A 14069-nucleotide genomic window follows, 5' to 3' on the forward strand; every position below is an offset into this window, starting at 1 on the left:
CGCCTGACGGGTAAGCCGCGGCCGTCAGGTATAATGGCACCTATGGAACCCGTATTCGAACAATCCGCAGACGAGAAACTCGAGGACGACGAGCGCTTCATGCGCGCAGCTATCGAGCAGGCGCATCTTGCCGAGTTGGACGGCGAGGTGCCGATCGGCGCCGTGGTCGTTTGCCAAGGTGAAATCATCGCCGAGGGACGCAATCATCGCGAGACCGACCAGGACCCTTCGGCCCATGCCGAGTTCAGCGCCATTATGCAGGCGTCCCGCGAGCTGGAGCGATGGCGTCTTCCCGACTGCACGGTCTATGTCACGCTGGAGCCCTGCATCATGTGCTCGGGGCTTATGCATCAGGCCCGTATCGGCCGCTGCGTCTACGGCGCCCCCGACCCCAAAGCCGGCGCGCTGGGCACGTTGTACCAGGTACACGCCGATGAGCGGCTTAACCACACCTTTGAGGTGACCTCAGGTGTGCTGCAAGACGAATGCGCCCGTCTGCTGAAAGATTTTTTCGCGCGCAAGCGCAGCCAGAAAAACATGAGCGGAAGGAAACTCCAATGAACCACGTGCGCGTGTTCTCGCCGGCCAAGGTGAATCTGCATCTTGATATCAGCGAGCGCCGGCCGGACGGCTACCATGGGGCTTATTCCATCATGCATGCGCTGTCGATGCACGACATGCTGACCATGCGCCGTGAGTTTGCGGCGCCGGGCTCGGGCTTGGTTGTGGATGTGCATTGCGCCACCCATGGCGATATTGCTGAGCTGAACATTCCCGCAGAATCGAACATCGCTTACAAGGCCGTCGTCCGTCTTGCCGAGGCTCTTGGACGGACTGGGGATGATTCCGTTCTGATAGGTATCGACAAGAACATTCCCCATGCGGCGGGGCTAGGCGGCGGTTCGTCAAACGCCGCTGCAGCGCTGCTGGGTGCCTGTGCGCTATGGGATATAGACTTGGCCGACACTGGTGTTCGCGCGATCGTGGAGCAGGTGGCATCAGGATTGGGTGCCGACGTGCCTTTCTTCCTGCACGGCGGGTGCGTGGCCCTTACCGATAAGGGCGACATATACGAGCGTGACCTGGTGCCTAGCAAACGCAACGTGGTCATTGTGCGGCCTGAGGAGGGTGTTTCCACCGGCGCTGCCTATGCGGCATTCGACGCGAATCCGCCTCTGTCCAGCGACGAGGTCAAAGCGGACGCCCGTGCGGCTGAATCCGCCGACGACCTGCATCTTTTCAACAACCTGGCTCCCGCTTCCGAAGGCCTGCTGCCGGTTCTGACCGATATTCGCGAGTGGTTGTCGGGCCATGCGGGCGTAGCGCATGATGCAACCACAGGTGCGCCCCAGGTCCTTCTGTGCGGCAGTGGTTCGTCCACCTTCGCCATCTGCGACGACTTCGATGCGGCCTACAAGCTTGTGGGTGACGCTCGATTGAACGGCTGGTGGGCCCGCAGCTGCAATTTCACCAGCGCAGGAGCGCGCGTGCTGCCCACGGCGGGTCAGGCCACCAACCTTGGTGCCGTGCAAAAGTCCTGGTAGTGCTCAAATACTCAAAGCCTGATCAAAAAGAGAGCAGCCCATGATGGCTGCTCTCTTCATGCGGCCGATCGATGCATGAAGCCTCCCACGTTGTGCTTCAAAAGGTGTTCGGGAGGCGGATTCGCCAACTCAAAACCTGTTTCAGCCTTTAAATCCGGATTACGCGAACGACAGGATATCCTCGACTTGATGGATGACCGCGCTGGCTCCCGTGTCCCAGAGGGTTTGCTCGTCTTCGTAACCCCAGGTCACACCCACACCGAAAATCTGCGCGTTGGCGGCGGTGCGCATATCGAAGTTCGAGTCCCCAAAATAAGCCACGCGCTCCAGCGGCACGCCCAGCTGTTCGGCCACATAACGGATGCCCGTAGGGTCGGGTTTGCGAGGCACCGGCCCCGAACCCAGCACTAAGTCGAATTTCCCTGGTAAGAACTGCTCGATAACCGCCTTGGCTCCGCCGTCGTATTTGTTCGACAGCACGGCGGTCTTCTTGCCGCGGGCATGCAGCTCGTCGAGCACCTCGGGAATACCTGCGTAGGGCCTGGTCGCTTCTCCAAGGTGGTCCACATACGTGGCTTTCCACAGCTCGAACATGGCGTCCAAGGTTTCGGGACTGGTGTCCTTTGGTGACGCCGTCTCCACCAGACGCCTCTGACCGTCGCCTACCAGCAGGCGGATGTCCTCTAGCGTGATGGTGGGGAAGCCGAACTGCTTCAGGCAGATGTTTGTCGTGGTCAGCAGGTCGGGCAGGGTATGCAGAAGCGTTCCGTCCAGATCGAAAACGAACGCGTCGTAGGTGTTGCGTGCTGTGGTCATGGTTCTCCTTTGCGGGTAGGCGACCATCGTACAACGCTGCGTGCTCGGTTCATGATCGGTTCACGCGGTTTCCACGCGCGGCGGCAAACGTTTCCACACTGGACGGCCGCGAAACAGTTTTTCGTTGCAGATGCCGGTTCCCATACGGTGCATCGCGACGCAGTGGCATAATCGCGGGACATGAAAAACACGACTGGAGAGGACCTGCCATGCAGATCATCGTCACCAAGGACGCCGAAGAGACCCGCGAAGCCGTCGCCGACGCCATTACGGATCAGATTGCCGAAAACCCGGGTTCGGTGCTGGCGCTGTCCGCGGCTCCCGAAGCCTTGGCGGTTTACGACGTGCTCGCTGATCGATATGAGTCCGAGGCATTGGACTTCTCCCGTCTGGCCGTCTTCAACCTGGGCGAATACTGCGGCGTGCAAGCAACCGACGCCGATAGCGTGTATACCGCCATGCGCCGCCACCTGTATGACCACGTCAACATGAACCCCGAGCATGCCTACGTGCCTGAAGGCATGAACGACGATGCCGCCGCCGTTTGCGACGGCTACGAGGCCCGCATCCACCTTGAAGGCGGTATCGACCTGGTCGCGCTGCCGTTGGGCTCCGCCGGCGAGCTGGGCCTGAACGTCGGCGGCACCGAGTTCTCCAAAGAGACCCTGCTGGTAGAGGAACCCCGTCCTGCGTACACCATGGGCGTCGGCTCGATTATGGAGGCCGACCAGGTGGTCGTGTTCGCCAACGGCTCCGACATGGCGGATATCGTGCGCGACGCGTTCTTCGGGCCGATCACCCCGGCGGTGCCGGCGTCTATTCTGCAATTCCACCCCGATACGACGGCCATCGTCGACGAGGCGGCCTTCGAATCCTGCTTCGACCTGGTCGAAGGCGACGACTGCGATTGCGGCTGCGACGATGACGAATGCTGCCACGGCGAGCATCACCGCAACGGCGAGTGCTGCGGTAAACAACACCACTAGTTTTCACGGCCGCGGGTTAGCGGTTGCGTCGAATTTAGTGGTGCATGAAGGGCCTCAACGCCTGTCCAGATGTCGGGTTAGCGCCCGTCCTACCAGATCTGCAAGGCCGATGAGGTAGGATAAGCGAGTTTTCTATATGCCCACCCTGTCCGAGGGCCTGTTCTGCCGTCGAAAACGCCTCATTAGTTGTACATATATTTTAAAACGTCAGCGAAAACCCGCCGAAACAGGCTCCGCCGTATAGAAAACTCGCCTATCCTACCTCATTGACCCTTCCGGCCTTGCATCGTTGCCTGTCGGCGCGAAGCCGCCTGCATCCGTCGGCACATCCGCACCCGTGATGCCTTGCATGCAGGGGCGGTTGCTGCCAACTGTGCCGTATCTCGGAGTAATATATTGCAGTTTCGACGCTTCAATAATGGTATCATGTTCACAATGTCTACAAATGCGTCCAACAGGGCGCAAAGGCATCTGAATTTTGCCTTCGACCTGCGAACATGTGGTAATACATATGCTCCCAGCAACGAAGGCAAAGCCGTTGGCCGGCGCCGCTCCGGCGCCTCAAGAGGGAAGGGGGTGCACCATGGAGCTATTCACCGATGTCGTCTTCCTGTCGCGATTGCAGTTTGCTTTGGTGGTCATTTTCCACTTCTGCTTCGTGCCGCTGTCGGTCGGTACCGGTTTGATCATGGCCATCATGGAAACCCGTTACTACAAGTCGCGCGACCCGAAGGACGCAGCCATCGCACGGTTCTGGGTGAAGATATTCACCACCTGCTTTGCGGTGGGCGTGGCATCCGGCATCACGATGGAGTTCAGCTTCGGCACCAACTGGGCCGACTACAGCCGTTTCGTCGGCGACATCTTCGGCGCGCCGCTGGCTGCCGAGGCCCTGTTCGCGTTCTTCCTGGAATCCACGTTCCTCGGCGTCGTCATTTTCGGCCGCGACAAGATCAGCCCGAAGTTCTACCTGGTCAGCGCCTGGCTGGTTGAGTTCGGAAGCTGCCTGTCCGCGCTGTGGATTCTGATCGCCAACTCTTGGATGCAAACCCCCGCAGGCGCCGAGCTGTCCGCCGACGGCTCCAAAGCGGTCATGACCAACTTCCTGCAGGCGGCGTTCAACCCCTCCACCGGCCCGCGCTTCTTCCACACCGTGACCGCCATCATGGTCGTGGGTTCCTTCGTCGCCATCGCCGTTGCCGCATGGTACATCCGCAAGGGAACCTTCAAGGACTTCGCCACCAAGACCCTCAAGGTCGGCGTCGTGTGCGCCCTGGTTTCCACCTGCGCGCTGCTGGTTTCCGCCCACTCCGCTGCTGTGACGGTCGCCGACGAGCAGCCCTCCAAAATTGCCATGATGGAAGGCCACTACGAATCCGGCACGCTGCCGCTCTATGCGGTCGGCGTGGTCGATACCGAAAACGAGCAGGTCATCGCCCCGTTGCAGCTGCCCGGTTTCACCAGCTTCCTGGCATCCAACAGTTTCGACACCGAATACCCCGGCTTGAACGACATCGCCGCCGAGAATGAGGACATCGTGGTCGAAGATATGCCCGTTCAACTGGTGTTTCAGACGTATCACCTGATGGTCGCCCTGTTCGGCGTCATCTGCGTGGTTCTGCTGCTGGGCCTCATCGCCGTCTTCAAGAAGGGCAGCACCCTGTCCTCCAAGAAGTGGTGGCAGTGGCTCATGATCATCTGCCCCGTGTTCCCGATGCTCGCCATCCAGTCCGGCTGGGCCGTCGCCGAAGTCGGCCGCCAGCCCTACGTCGTGTACCCGGCCACCAGCTCGCCCGAAGGCATCCAGCTGCTGACCAGCGAGGCCACCTCGTCGCTGACCTCCGGCGAACTCATCATCACACTGATCCTGTTCGCTGTCGTGTACGCGCTGATTGCCGTGGCGTTCGTCCGCCTGCTGAGCTTCATCATCAAGAAGGGCCCCGATATGGTGGATGATGTTGTTGAAGAAGAGGGGGTGAAGTAACCATGAGTATTTGGGCAATTATCTGGTATGTCCTGGTGTTCGTGCTCATCGCCGGATACTTCATTCTTGACGGTTTTGATCTGGGCGCGGGCGTCCTAAGTCCGTTTATCGCCAAAAACGACGAAGAGAAACTTACGCTCATGAAGGCCATCGGACCTGTGTGGGACGGTAACGAGGTGTGGCTGCTCACGGGCGGCGGCGCGCTGTTTGCCGCATTTGCCCCAGCGTACGCGACCACCTTCTCCGGGTTCTACCTGGCCATCATCCTGGTGCTGATGGGCCTGATCATTCGCGCGGTGTCCGTCGAGTTCGCAGCCCACGATCCCGCGTGGCGCAAGCTGTGGTTCGTGCTGTTCTTCATCGGATCGCTGCTGCCGGCTCTGCTCTACGGCGTGGCTGTCGGCAACATCTACGCCGGCATTCCCATGGACGCTGCCGGCAACTACATCGGTGTCCCGCTGATCGGGCTGGTCACCCCGTTCACGCTGCTTTGCGGCTTGCTGGGTCTGACCATGTGCATCCTGCAGGGTGCTTGCTGGCTGTCCGTCAAGGCCCCGCTGGAAGGCGAGCTTCTGGCTCGCGCCCGCGGCCTGCGCCGCCCCGTGGCCATCGTAGCCATCGTGCTGTTCGCCCTGGTTACCTTGTATGCGCTGTTCATCATTAAGCCTGAGCTGGCCGCTGGCCTGGGCGTCCTGCGCATCCTGTTCGCGCTGGTCGTCGTAGCGGCTCTGGTTTTCGTGTTGCTGAAGGCCGTACAGCCCGAGGCTTCCGACCTGACCATCTTCCTGGTTGCGTCCGTAGCATGCTTCGCGCTGGTTGGTCTGCTGGCATCCAGTATGTTCCCGACCTTTGTGGTGTCCGGCTCCGGCGACCCGCTGACCCCGTTCATGACCGCCACCGAAGGTGCTGCGATTACCGCCGCCGACGCGTCCGGCGACCTGACCCTGAAGTGGATGTTCGGCATCACCTGCGTGGCTCTGCCGCTGGTATTGCTGTATCACTTCCTGGTGTACCGCACCTTCGCCGGCCGCTTGGCAGACTAACGCTCCGACAGCACGCTGCCGTTGCTGGGCCGCTCCTTCGGGGGCGGCCCTTTTGCGTGCCGCGGTCGGACGCGAGTTGTATACTGGATGCATTCGACGAAAGGAGCTCAGATGCAATACGACGAACTGAAGGAACTGATTAAAGACGCCATGCGCGCGAAGGATAAGGTGCGCCTGTCCATCCTGCGCCAGCTTTCGGGCGAGATCAAGAACATCGAGGTGAACGAGCGTCGCGAGATCACCGAGGCCGACGTCGACGCCATGACGAAGCGCCTGATCAAGCAGACGAAAGAAACCCTGGAAGGTTCCGAAAAGGCCGGCACCGACCAGGAGCGCACCGACAATCTGCGCAGGCAAGTTGAGATTCTGGAAGAGCTGCTGCCCGAGCAGGTCTCTGGCGAGGCGCTGGACCAGCTGATTACGAAGACCCTGGCAGAGGTGGGCGCAACCACCAAGCGCGATATGGGCAAGGTCATGGGCGCGTTGACCAAGCAGACCGGCGGAAACTTCGACAAGTCCGCAGCCGCCGCCAAGATCGGCAAACTGCTGTCGTAGGTCGAAACCCCGATTCGGGCAGGTTCCGAAGCCGGGAAGGCAGAAAACCCCCGATTCGGGCGAACGTCGCGGGTGACGCGGTTGGAATAACGGGGGAGCGGCCAAACCGTTCCCCAACTGATAAAGGAGTTGCTTTGGCGGGGTCGAAATCGAAAAAGCGCAGCAAGAAGAGCCGCGGCACCGCATCGCGTCCGACGCCGCGCCGGCAGCAGCTTACGCCTGCGACCACGGTTGCCCACATCCCGCTGGAGCTTCCCGAACCCGCGCCCGACAACCCGCCGCTGAACGAATGGATCGTTCGATATCTGACCATCTACCAGGAGTATCTGATCGGAGCCGCAAACAAGGGCGTCGAATTCGGCGAGCCCTACCAGCATGACGACGCCTGCCGCGAGGTCAAGGAGCGCCTGCGTGAAAAGGGCGTCACCTTCCGCAACGGCGAAGCCAGCATCGTGCATGGCGACATCTCCACCGCATGCATCGCTTGCACCGGCGGCGACAGCCAGTCGTTCTTCTACTCATTGCGCTGCCCTAAGAACTGCTTCTTCTGTTTCAACCACAATCAGAATAACTACGCCGGTTACTTGGACGACGACCGCGATTGGCGAAGCGAACTTGCCGCCATTATGGAAGCGGGCCGACCCATGACGCATTTGGCCCTGACCGGCGGCGAGCCGCTCATGAGGCCCGACGAGGCGTGCGCTTTTTTCGAAATAGCCCGCGCGAACTGGCCCGATGCGCATCTGCGGCTGTACACGTCGGGCGAAGGTCTCACCCGCGAGATTATGGAGCGTCTGGTGGCGGCGGGCATGAACGAGATTCGCTTCAGCATCAAGCTGGATGTGGACACGATTCTTACTCCGCAGGACTTCGAGTTCATCCGCATGTCCTGCGAGTTCCCAGTCAGCACCATGGTGGAAATGCCCGTCATGCCTGGCACGTTCGACCAGATGACAGGCATTTTGCGCGAACTGGACGCCCTGGGCGCTTTCGGCATCAACCTGCTGGAATTCTGCTATGCCAAGCACAACTGGCCTGAGTTCGCCAAGCGTGGCTTCAAGGTGAAGAACCCGCCGTTCACGGTTCTTTACGACTGGGGTTATGCGGGGTCACACCCTATCGAGGGAAGTGACCTAGAGTGCCTGAGGTTGTTGGAATACGCCGCTGACCAAGGGCTGCGCCTAGGCGTGCACTACTGCTCGCTGGAAAACAAACACCGCGACCAGGTGTACCAGATGAACCACATGGCGCCGTTCTCGAACCCGTGCTTCGCCATGGACGACGGCGATTTCTATTGGAAGACATGCAAGGTGTTCGGCGCCGATGTGGCGCCCGTGCGCCGGCTGCTGGAATCCGTCGACGCCGCTGGCCGCCTGTGGAGCTACGACGCCGAAGATGATTGCCTGGCGTTCAACTCGCAGCTGCGCGACCGTGTGCTCGAGCTGCCCGTTCGCGTCATGACTTCGGCGAACATCCTGGTCAAATACCCCGAAGGTGTCATGCTTCGCGAACTTGGCCTTTTCGATTAACGCTTGCGGGACGGCGGGGACGGAGGGTATTGTCCCTTCGTTGACGCGCGTCAACGAAGGGACAATACCCTCCGTCCCCGTCGTCCCGCCCTGACCCGCTGCAGCTAGAAGCCGCGCTTGACGCGCTTGCGGACCTTGTGTTCGGGCTCCTCGCGGAAATCCAACTGCATCTGATGATCCAGCTGGGCATCTTTGGCGTTGGCCTTCTTGGTCTTCACCTCGTCGATGATCCAGGCCACAGCTTCGTTGCCGTAGGATTCCAGCATCTTCAGGCGTGCGTCGTGCATGTTGCCCTTCGACCCGGCGCGATGGGCACTTTCAAAATCGAACACGCCGGACACGGGTGTATCGCCGTTGGGGGAGCGGTAGTGCGCGGTGTAGGTGGCCATTACGCATCCACCTCCCCGGTGCTGCCTAGAATCTCACGTGCGATGGCAAGGTCGCTCTTGACCTCGGGAAACTCGTCACCGCGATGCTGGCGGGTTTCGTCGCCCTTGGCCAGAAGCGCCACCACGGCGCCGTTTTCAGCCTCAAACGCCATGTCGAAGGCGCGCTTGCACGCGGCCTCGCGGTCGCAGATCACCTCGGCGGAAGCGCCCGCGGGCGTGCTCGCCATCATCTCGGCGCAGATGTCTTCTACCCGCTCATAGGCGGGGTCTTCCTCGGTAAAGATCATATGGTCGGCAAACCCGGCCGCCACCCGGGGCAACGTCACACGCCGCTCCTGGGCCTTGTTGCCAGGCGCACCGAACACCGCAATCACCTTGCGGCCAGGGTATTCTTCCTTAACCGACGAGAAGAAGGTCTTGAACGACAGCTCGTTGTGGGCATAATCAACCAGCGCCACCACGCTGCCGTCGGCGGAGCGCACGACCTCCATACGGCCGGGCACGCGCACATGGGCCAAGCCTGCGCGGATATCGTCCCAGGTCACACCTAGCATACGGCTCATGACCACCGCAGCCAGGGCGTTTTCGACATTGAACAGACCCGCCATGCCCAGCACGATGCGCTCGCGCTCGCCTGTGGGCGTGCACACGGTAAACGCGATGCCCTGCGGCTCCACGGCCAAGTCCGCCGCGTTCCAGTCGGCATCATCGCGCCCCACGCCGAAAGTGACCAGCTGCTCGGAGGCCTTCGCGGCTTCCAGCACCTGGTCGGCCATGTCGGAATTCAGGTTGACCAGGGCCGTGCGGCTTTGGGCGAACAGCTTGAGCTTGGACTCGAAGTAGTCCTCGAAGGTGGGGTGCTCGACTGGCGAGATGTGGTCGCGCCCGATGTTGAGGAAGCACCCGATGGCAAAGCGAACGCCCAGCGTGCGGTCGTATTTCAAGCCGTGGCTAGACACCTCCATCACCATGCGGCTGCGGCCGGCTTCGACGGTGTTGGCCAGGTGGCGCCACAAATCCGGTGCCTCGGGAGTGGTGTTGTGGCTCTCGAAGTGTTCCACACCGTCGTCAGTGTCGATAGAGCCCAAAATAGAAGGCTCCTGACCTGCGGCGATAAGAATCGAGCGCATCATATATGCTGTGGTCGACTTGCCTTTGGTGCCCGTGATGCCTACCACGTCGATCTTGAGGTCGGGCCGGTCGAACACCACGGCGGCCAGAAGCGCCATGGCCCTGCGCACGTCGTCGGTCACGATGTGCGGCGCCTGCGGATAGGCCTGCGCCAAGGTGGCTTCGGCGGCTGCATCGCACAGGTACGCCGCAGCTCCGGCGTCAAGCGCTCCGCCCAGGTACTGGGGTTTGAACGCCGCGCCCTTACAAACGAACAAACAACCCGGCTCGGCCTTGCGGGAATCGATGGTCATGCCCTGTACGGTGGCTTCGCCCGTGGCCTGGGCTTGTACGCCGGCATCGGCCAACACAGCTACGAGCTGGGATAATGTAAATTCTGGCAGATTCATGCACGCTCCAAACATGCGGAAGTTCTCGTTCGGCCCCCTAGCATAGCAAAAGCCCGCGCCGCCGCCCAAGGCTTCGCTCAATCAACGCGAAACGGGCAGCAATCCCGTAACGGTTTTCGCCTATACATAAGAATCGACTATACTGAATTGCAATTATTCCTCTATGGCGCGACCGAAGGAGCATCTATGCGACCGCTGCCGACCAACCACCTCGATCCCCGCATGCGCACGGTGTGGCGCGCGACGACCGCCCTGCGCATTCTGATTGTGCTGCTGTGCGTTCTTGTGGGTATCGTCTTTCCTATATATGCAGTCGGCGGGGGAAGCCTCCCTCTGGCGCTTGTTGTCGCGCTGGTCGTGCTGTTCGGTATCGACCTGGTTGTTCAGGCGTTTATCGTGCCCGGCATGCGCTATGACCGTTGGCTGTTCGAGGTTGCGAAAACGAGCTGGACATTTCCCAAGGCATCATTTGGCGCAAGCGCACCATCATTCCCTTCGTGCGCGTGCAGAACACCGACACCAAGCAAGGTCCCATCCTGCGCTGGTTGGGTCTGGCATCCGTCACCGTGGCGACGGCGGCTGGCACCCACACCATTCCCGGTTTGGATCTGAACGAAGCAGATCGGCTGCGTGATGTGATTGCCGAGCAGGCCCGTCTGGCCCAAGAGGACGTGTAGCGAATGGATACGCCGCAGTTCAACAACCAGCAGAACGGCCCGCAGATGCCGCCAGCAGGATGGCCCCAATCCCAGGTCCAGCCGACGGGCCAGGCTCGGGTTCAGCCCCAGCTGCCTCAGCAGCCCGCCGCGCCCCAGCCCCAGGTTCAGCCGCAGCCCCAGGCACCCCAGCCTGTCGACTACCGCGAGACAGTCCCCGAGCCGCTGCGACCCGGCATGCACCAGGTTCATCACGCGTTCATTTGGATCAAAGGCATAGGCTCGGCCGTCGGTATCGTCTTCGCCATGGCCATCACGGCCTTCGGCAATCTCATGTCCGCGGGGCTCGGAGAGCTTGGCGCGTTCATCGTGTTCCTTATCTTGGGCCTGACCATCCTTGTTACGGTGGGTCTTGTATTTCTGTTCCGTTGGATCAGCTGGAAATACCTGTCGTACGCGCTGACCCCCACCGAGATCGAGGTGCATTCCGGTTGGCTCAACAAAAAGCGCGTCCACGTCCCCTACCAGCGCATTCAGTCCGTCAACCAAACCGCGACGCCGCTGCAGCGCGTCGTGGGCATATGCGACGTGAGCGTGGATACCGCGGGCGGTGCGTCCAATGAGTCCATTCAGCTGCAATGCCTGCGCACTTCCGACGTCGAGGCCTTGCGCGCCGAGCTGTTCCGCCGCAAGAAGGTGCTGCTGGACGGCGGCTCCATCGACGAGTGGGGCTCGGCCATGTTGGGCGGCGTGCAGTACCCGTCGACCTGGGCGCTCGCGTCCTACGGAATTAACCCCGCTACCTACGTGCAGCCTGCGATTCCGCAAGGCGCTGTTTCGAACCAATCGGCATCGTCCCAGGTCCAAGCGGCGCAAGAGGGCAATGCACTCTCCGGCGCAGCGGATTTTTCCGACCACTTCCGCGGCGTTTTCGGTGGGGAAAAGGTCGACACGGGCCAGGTGTCCTACGAGGTGCGCCTGAGCAACAAGGAGCTGTTCCTGGCGGGCATCTCCGGCTCCGGCGGCACCATGGGTCTGGTGGTTGCGGCGATTGCCGGTTTGGCAGGCGCCGTCATGGATGCGCTCGAGGATGTTTTCATAGTGCACCTCGATACGGCCGCGCGCGTTGCGGCCAGCACCTTCGATGTGGGCTCAGCCGTTGCGTTGGTGGCGGTGGTCCTGGTCGTTTTGCTTGTCATGTGGGTGATGTCGGCCCTCGGCACCATGGTGAACTACGGCGGATTTGCACTGCGCCGTCGCGGAACGCGTATCGAGGTTGAATCGGGCCTGCTCAGCCGTAAGTTCCAGGGCATCGACGTGGACCGCATCCAATCGGTTGAAATTCACGAAGCTCCTATCCGCCGTCTGTTCGGCTACTGCGAGCTGCGCGTGACGAAAATCGACGCCATCTTGCCCGGCACCGACTCCAGGTCGCTTAAAAACACCCAGCTCGGCGCCGTTCTGCACCCCTTTGTGAAGACCAGCCGCGTGCCTGAAATCCTGCGCGGTGTGCTTCCCGAGTTCGCCGAATACCCGCAGGCGACGCAAACTTTGCCGCCCGTGGCGCTGCGCCGGGGCATCGTGGGACACGGCCTGGTGCGCAACTTCGGATTCTGGTCTGCCATTGTGCTGTTGCTGGCGTATGCGTTTGCCCGATTGGCCGTATCTCCGAACATGGCGGGCTTCCTGTCCGGTGCGCTTGTCGTGCTCTTGGCCGTATGCGTGCTGATCATGGTGATTGGCGCCGTGGGCGGGCTGCTGTGGTTCCGCGGGTCGGCGCTTGGATACAACCGCGACTATATGACCATGGTCGTCTCAGGGTATACCCGTCGCATCATAGTCACGCCGCGCAAGAAGATTCAATTTGCAACGCTGCTCGCCAATCCGTTCCAACGTCGCGCGAAGGTGGCTTCCGTATGCGCCCGCACGGCGGCGGGCATCGACGGTACCACCGAAACGCTGTGGGATATGGCACTTGACCAGGCCGAAGCTTGGCAGGAATGGGTCCGTCCCCGCAAACGCGCCCAGCACGCTCAGCAGGCTTAGCGGCATCAAGCAACGCCTTCGTTCGTACAGCGGCCTGCTGGCCGTGCCGATCGAAACCCATCGCATCGCACGCCATCCGATGCTGGTAGCGAACGGTTTCGTAACGCTTTTCAACAGGTGTATGGCAGCTCGCGGAAAAATAAGCGCACGTGACATATGGCTCAGATGACGCATGCTAGAATCGAGCCATGGATATGAAGAATAACAAATACCACCGCGCCAGCCGCGTATCGCGAACCTCCACCGAGGCTGCGAAGCACGCTTGGCTGCCCTCACAGTTCGAGGATATTCGCAAACTCTCGCCGGCGGAAGCTGCCCGTAAAGCCAAAAGGGTCCTGCGACCCATTCGCGAGTACTCGCTTGGCGAAGAGATCTGCAACGCGCTCACCCACGGCCTTGGTGCCGTGTTGGCTATTGCGGCCCTGGTCATCGCGGTGGTGACGGCTGTTAGACACGGCGGCGGCGTGCGCATCGCCGCAGCGCTCATCTACACCATTTCCATGTTCGTGGAGTATCTCATGTCCACGCTGTACCACGCGCTGCCGGCCGAAGGGGCCAAGCGCGTGTTCAAGGTGCTGGACCACAGCGCCATCTACCTGTTCATCGCGGGTTCGTATACCCCGTTCTGCCTGCTCACGCTGGCGCCCGACGGGGGCTACCTGTTGTGCGGCGTCGTGTGGGGGCTGGCCATCGCCGGCATTGCGGCCGAAGCGTTCTGGACCTACCGCCCGCGCTGGGTCTCTGCGGTGTTGTACCTGCTCATGGGTTGGTGCGTCGTGTGGTTCCTGCCGCCTTTGGTGCATGCCCTGCCTACGCCGGGCCTCATCCTTCTGGTGGCCGGCGGCATCGCGTACTCCATCGGCGCAGCCTTCTACGTGTTGAAGAAGGTCCCGTACATGCACACCGTGTTCCACGTGCTGGTGGTTGTGGGCTCGGTTCTGCAGTTCCTGGCCATCGTGCTGTACGTTCTCTAGCACCTGCGCCGCGCACCGCCAACGAAC

The 14069-nt window shown here is 61.3% G+C and carries 13 protein-coding genes; 10 read left to right on the forward strand and 3 right to left on the reverse strand.

The window, feature by feature from the left end; genetic code table 11:
- Nucleotides 1–42: 42 nt before the first annotated feature.
- Complete coding sequence (gene tadA, locus SHEL_RS00070) at nt 43–561, forward strand: tRNA adenosine(34) deaminase TadA (RefSeq protein WP_012797200.1); 519 nt, start codon at nt 43–45, stop codon at nt 559–561.
- Nucleotides 558–1544 carry a 4-(cytidine 5'-diphospho)-2-C-methyl-D-erythritol kinase gene (locus SHEL_RS00075; protein ID WP_012797201.1) on the forward strand — a complete coding sequence of 329 codons (987 nt, stop codon included), beginning with the start codon at nt 558–560 and terminating at the stop codon, nt 1542–1544. The genes tadA and SHEL_RS00075 overlap by 4 nt, the downstream gene beginning before the upstream one ends.
- Nucleotides 1545–1703: 159 nt before the next feature.
- Here the strand turns inward: SHEL_RS00075 and SHEL_RS00080 are convergent, their stop codons facing one another.
- Nucleotides 1704–2360 carry an HAD family hydrolase gene (locus SHEL_RS00080; protein WP_012797202.1) on the reverse strand — a complete coding sequence of 219 codons (657 nt, stop codon included), beginning with the start codon at nt 2358–2360 and terminating at the stop codon, nt 1704–1706.
- A gap of 209 nt (nt 2361–2569) precedes the next feature.
- Between SHEL_RS00080 and SHEL_RS00085 the strand changes: the two genes are divergently transcribed.
- The 5 genes from SHEL_RS00085 to SHEL_RS00105 all read left to right on the forward strand — a co-directional run bounded on the left by SHEL_RS00085 (nt 2570) and on the right by SHEL_RS00105 (nt 8457).
- Nucleotides 2570–3346, forward strand: coding sequence for a 6-phosphogluconolactonase (locus SHEL_RS00085; protein ID WP_012797203.1), 777 nt, complete (start codon nt 2570–2572; stop codon nt 3344–3346).
- A gap of 583 nt (nt 3347–3929) precedes the next feature.
- On the forward strand, nt 3930–5330 hold the full coding sequence (locus tag SHEL_RS00090; protein ID WP_012797204.1) for a cytochrome ubiquinol oxidase subunit I: 1401 nt from the start codon (nt 3930–3932) through the stop codon (nt 5328–5330).
- Nucleotides 5331–5332: 2 nt separating this feature from the next.
- Nucleotides 5333–6373: a cytochrome d ubiquinol oxidase subunit II gene (cydB, locus tag SHEL_RS00095; RefSeq protein WP_012797205.1), complete on the forward strand. Its 1041-nt coding sequence runs from the start codon at nt 5333–5335 to the stop codon at nt 6371–6373.
- Nucleotides 6374–6484: 111 nt separating this feature from the next.
- The gene (locus tag SHEL_RS00100; RefSeq protein ID WP_012797206.1) at nt 6485–6928 is read left to right on the forward strand and encodes a GatB/YqeY domain-containing protein; all 444 of its coding nucleotides are present in this window, start codon (nt 6485–6487) and stop codon (nt 6926–6928) included.
- A 134-nt stretch (nt 6929–7062) separates the two neighbouring features.
- A complete protein-coding gene (locus SHEL_RS00105; RefSeq protein ID WP_012797207.1) occupies nt 7063–8457 on the forward strand; it encodes a radical SAM protein in 1395 nt (464 codons plus the stop codon).
- 104 nt (nt 8458–8561) lie between these two features.
- Here SHEL_RS00105 and SHEL_RS00110 read toward each other — a convergent pair whose 3' ends face one another.
- Complete coding sequence (locus SHEL_RS00110) at nt 8562–8846, reverse strand: hypothetical protein (protein ID WP_012797208.1); 285 nt, start codon at nt 8844–8846, stop codon at nt 8562–8564.
- A complete protein-coding gene (locus tag SHEL_RS00115; protein ID WP_083762400.1) occupies nt 8846–10366 on the reverse strand; it encodes a Mur ligase family protein in 1521 nt (506 codons plus the stop codon). Before SHEL_RS00115 ends, SHEL_RS00110 begins: the two co-directional genes overlap by 1 nt.
- A gap of 419 nt (nt 10367–10785) precedes the next feature.
- Here SHEL_RS00115 and SHEL_RS15515 point away from each other — a divergent pair, with 419 nt between their 5' ends.
- The 3 genes from SHEL_RS15515 to trhA all read left to right on the forward strand — a co-directional run bounded on the left by SHEL_RS15515 (nt 10786) and on the right by trhA (nt 14042).
- Nucleotides 10786–11043, forward strand: coding sequence for a PH domain-containing protein (locus SHEL_RS15515; RefSeq protein ID WP_232001608.1), 258 nt, complete (start codon nt 10786–10788; stop codon nt 11041–11043).
- A 3-nt stretch (nt 11044–11046) separates the two neighbouring features.
- Entirely contained in the window at nt 11047–13068 is a 2022-nt protein-coding gene (locus SHEL_RS00125) for a PH domain-containing protein (RefSeq protein ID WP_012797210.1), read from the forward strand.
- 194 nt (nt 13069–13262) lie between these two features.
- A complete protein-coding gene (gene trhA, locus SHEL_RS00130) occupies nt 13263–14042 on the forward strand; it encodes a PAQR family membrane homeostasis protein TrhA (RefSeq protein WP_012797211.1) in 780 nt (259 codons plus the stop codon).
- Nucleotides 14043–14069: the final 27 nt, after the last annotated feature.

The organism is Slackia heliotrinireducens DSM 20476, assembly GCF_000023885.1.
Taxonomy (GTDB): domain Bacteria; phylum Actinomycetota; class Coriobacteriia; order Coriobacteriales; family Eggerthellaceae; genus Slackia; species Slackia heliotrinireducens.

Excerpts from the sequence above, each read along its gene's own strand:
- tadA (WP_012797200.1), top strand. The coding sequence starts at position 43 with ATGGAACCCGTATTCGAACAATCCGCAGACGAGAAACTCGAGGACGAC.
- SHEL_RS00075 (WP_012797201.1), top strand. The coding sequence starts at position 558 with ATGAACCACGTGCGCGTGTTCTCGCCGGCCAAGGTGAATCTGCATCTT.
- SHEL_RS00080 (WP_012797202.1), bottom strand. The coding sequence starts at position 2,360 with ATGACCACAGCACGCAACACCTACGACGCGTTCGTTTTCGATCTGGAC.
- SHEL_RS00085 (WP_012797203.1), top strand. The coding sequence starts at position 2,570 with ATGCAGATCATCGTCACCAAGGACGCCGAAGAGACCCGCGAAGCCGTC.
- SHEL_RS00090 (WP_012797204.1), top strand. The coding sequence starts at position 3,930 with ATGGAGCTATTCACCGATGTCGTCTTCCTGTCGCGATTGCAGTTTGCT.
- cydB (WP_012797205.1), top strand. The coding sequence starts at position 5,333 with ATGAGTATTTGGGCAATTATCTGGTATGTCCTGGTGTTCGTGCTCATC.
- SHEL_RS00100 (WP_012797206.1), top strand. The coding sequence starts at position 6,485 with ATGCAATACGACGAACTGAAGGAACTGATTAAAGACGCCATGCGCGCG.
- SHEL_RS00110 (WP_012797208.1), bottom strand. The coding sequence starts at position 8,846 with ATGGCCACCTACACCGCGCACTACCGCTCCCCCAACGGCGATACACCC.
- SHEL_RS00115 (WP_083762400.1), bottom strand. The coding sequence starts at position 10,366 with ATGAATCTGCCAGAATTTACATTATCCCAGCTCGTAGCTGTGTTGGCC.
- SHEL_RS00125 (WP_012797210.1), top strand. The coding sequence starts at position 11,047 with ATGGATACGCCGCAGTTCAACAACCAGCAGAACGGCCCGCAGATGCCG.
- trhA (WP_012797211.1), top strand. The coding sequence starts at position 13,263 with ATGAAGAATAACAAATACCACCGCGCCAGCCGCGTATCGCGAACCTCC.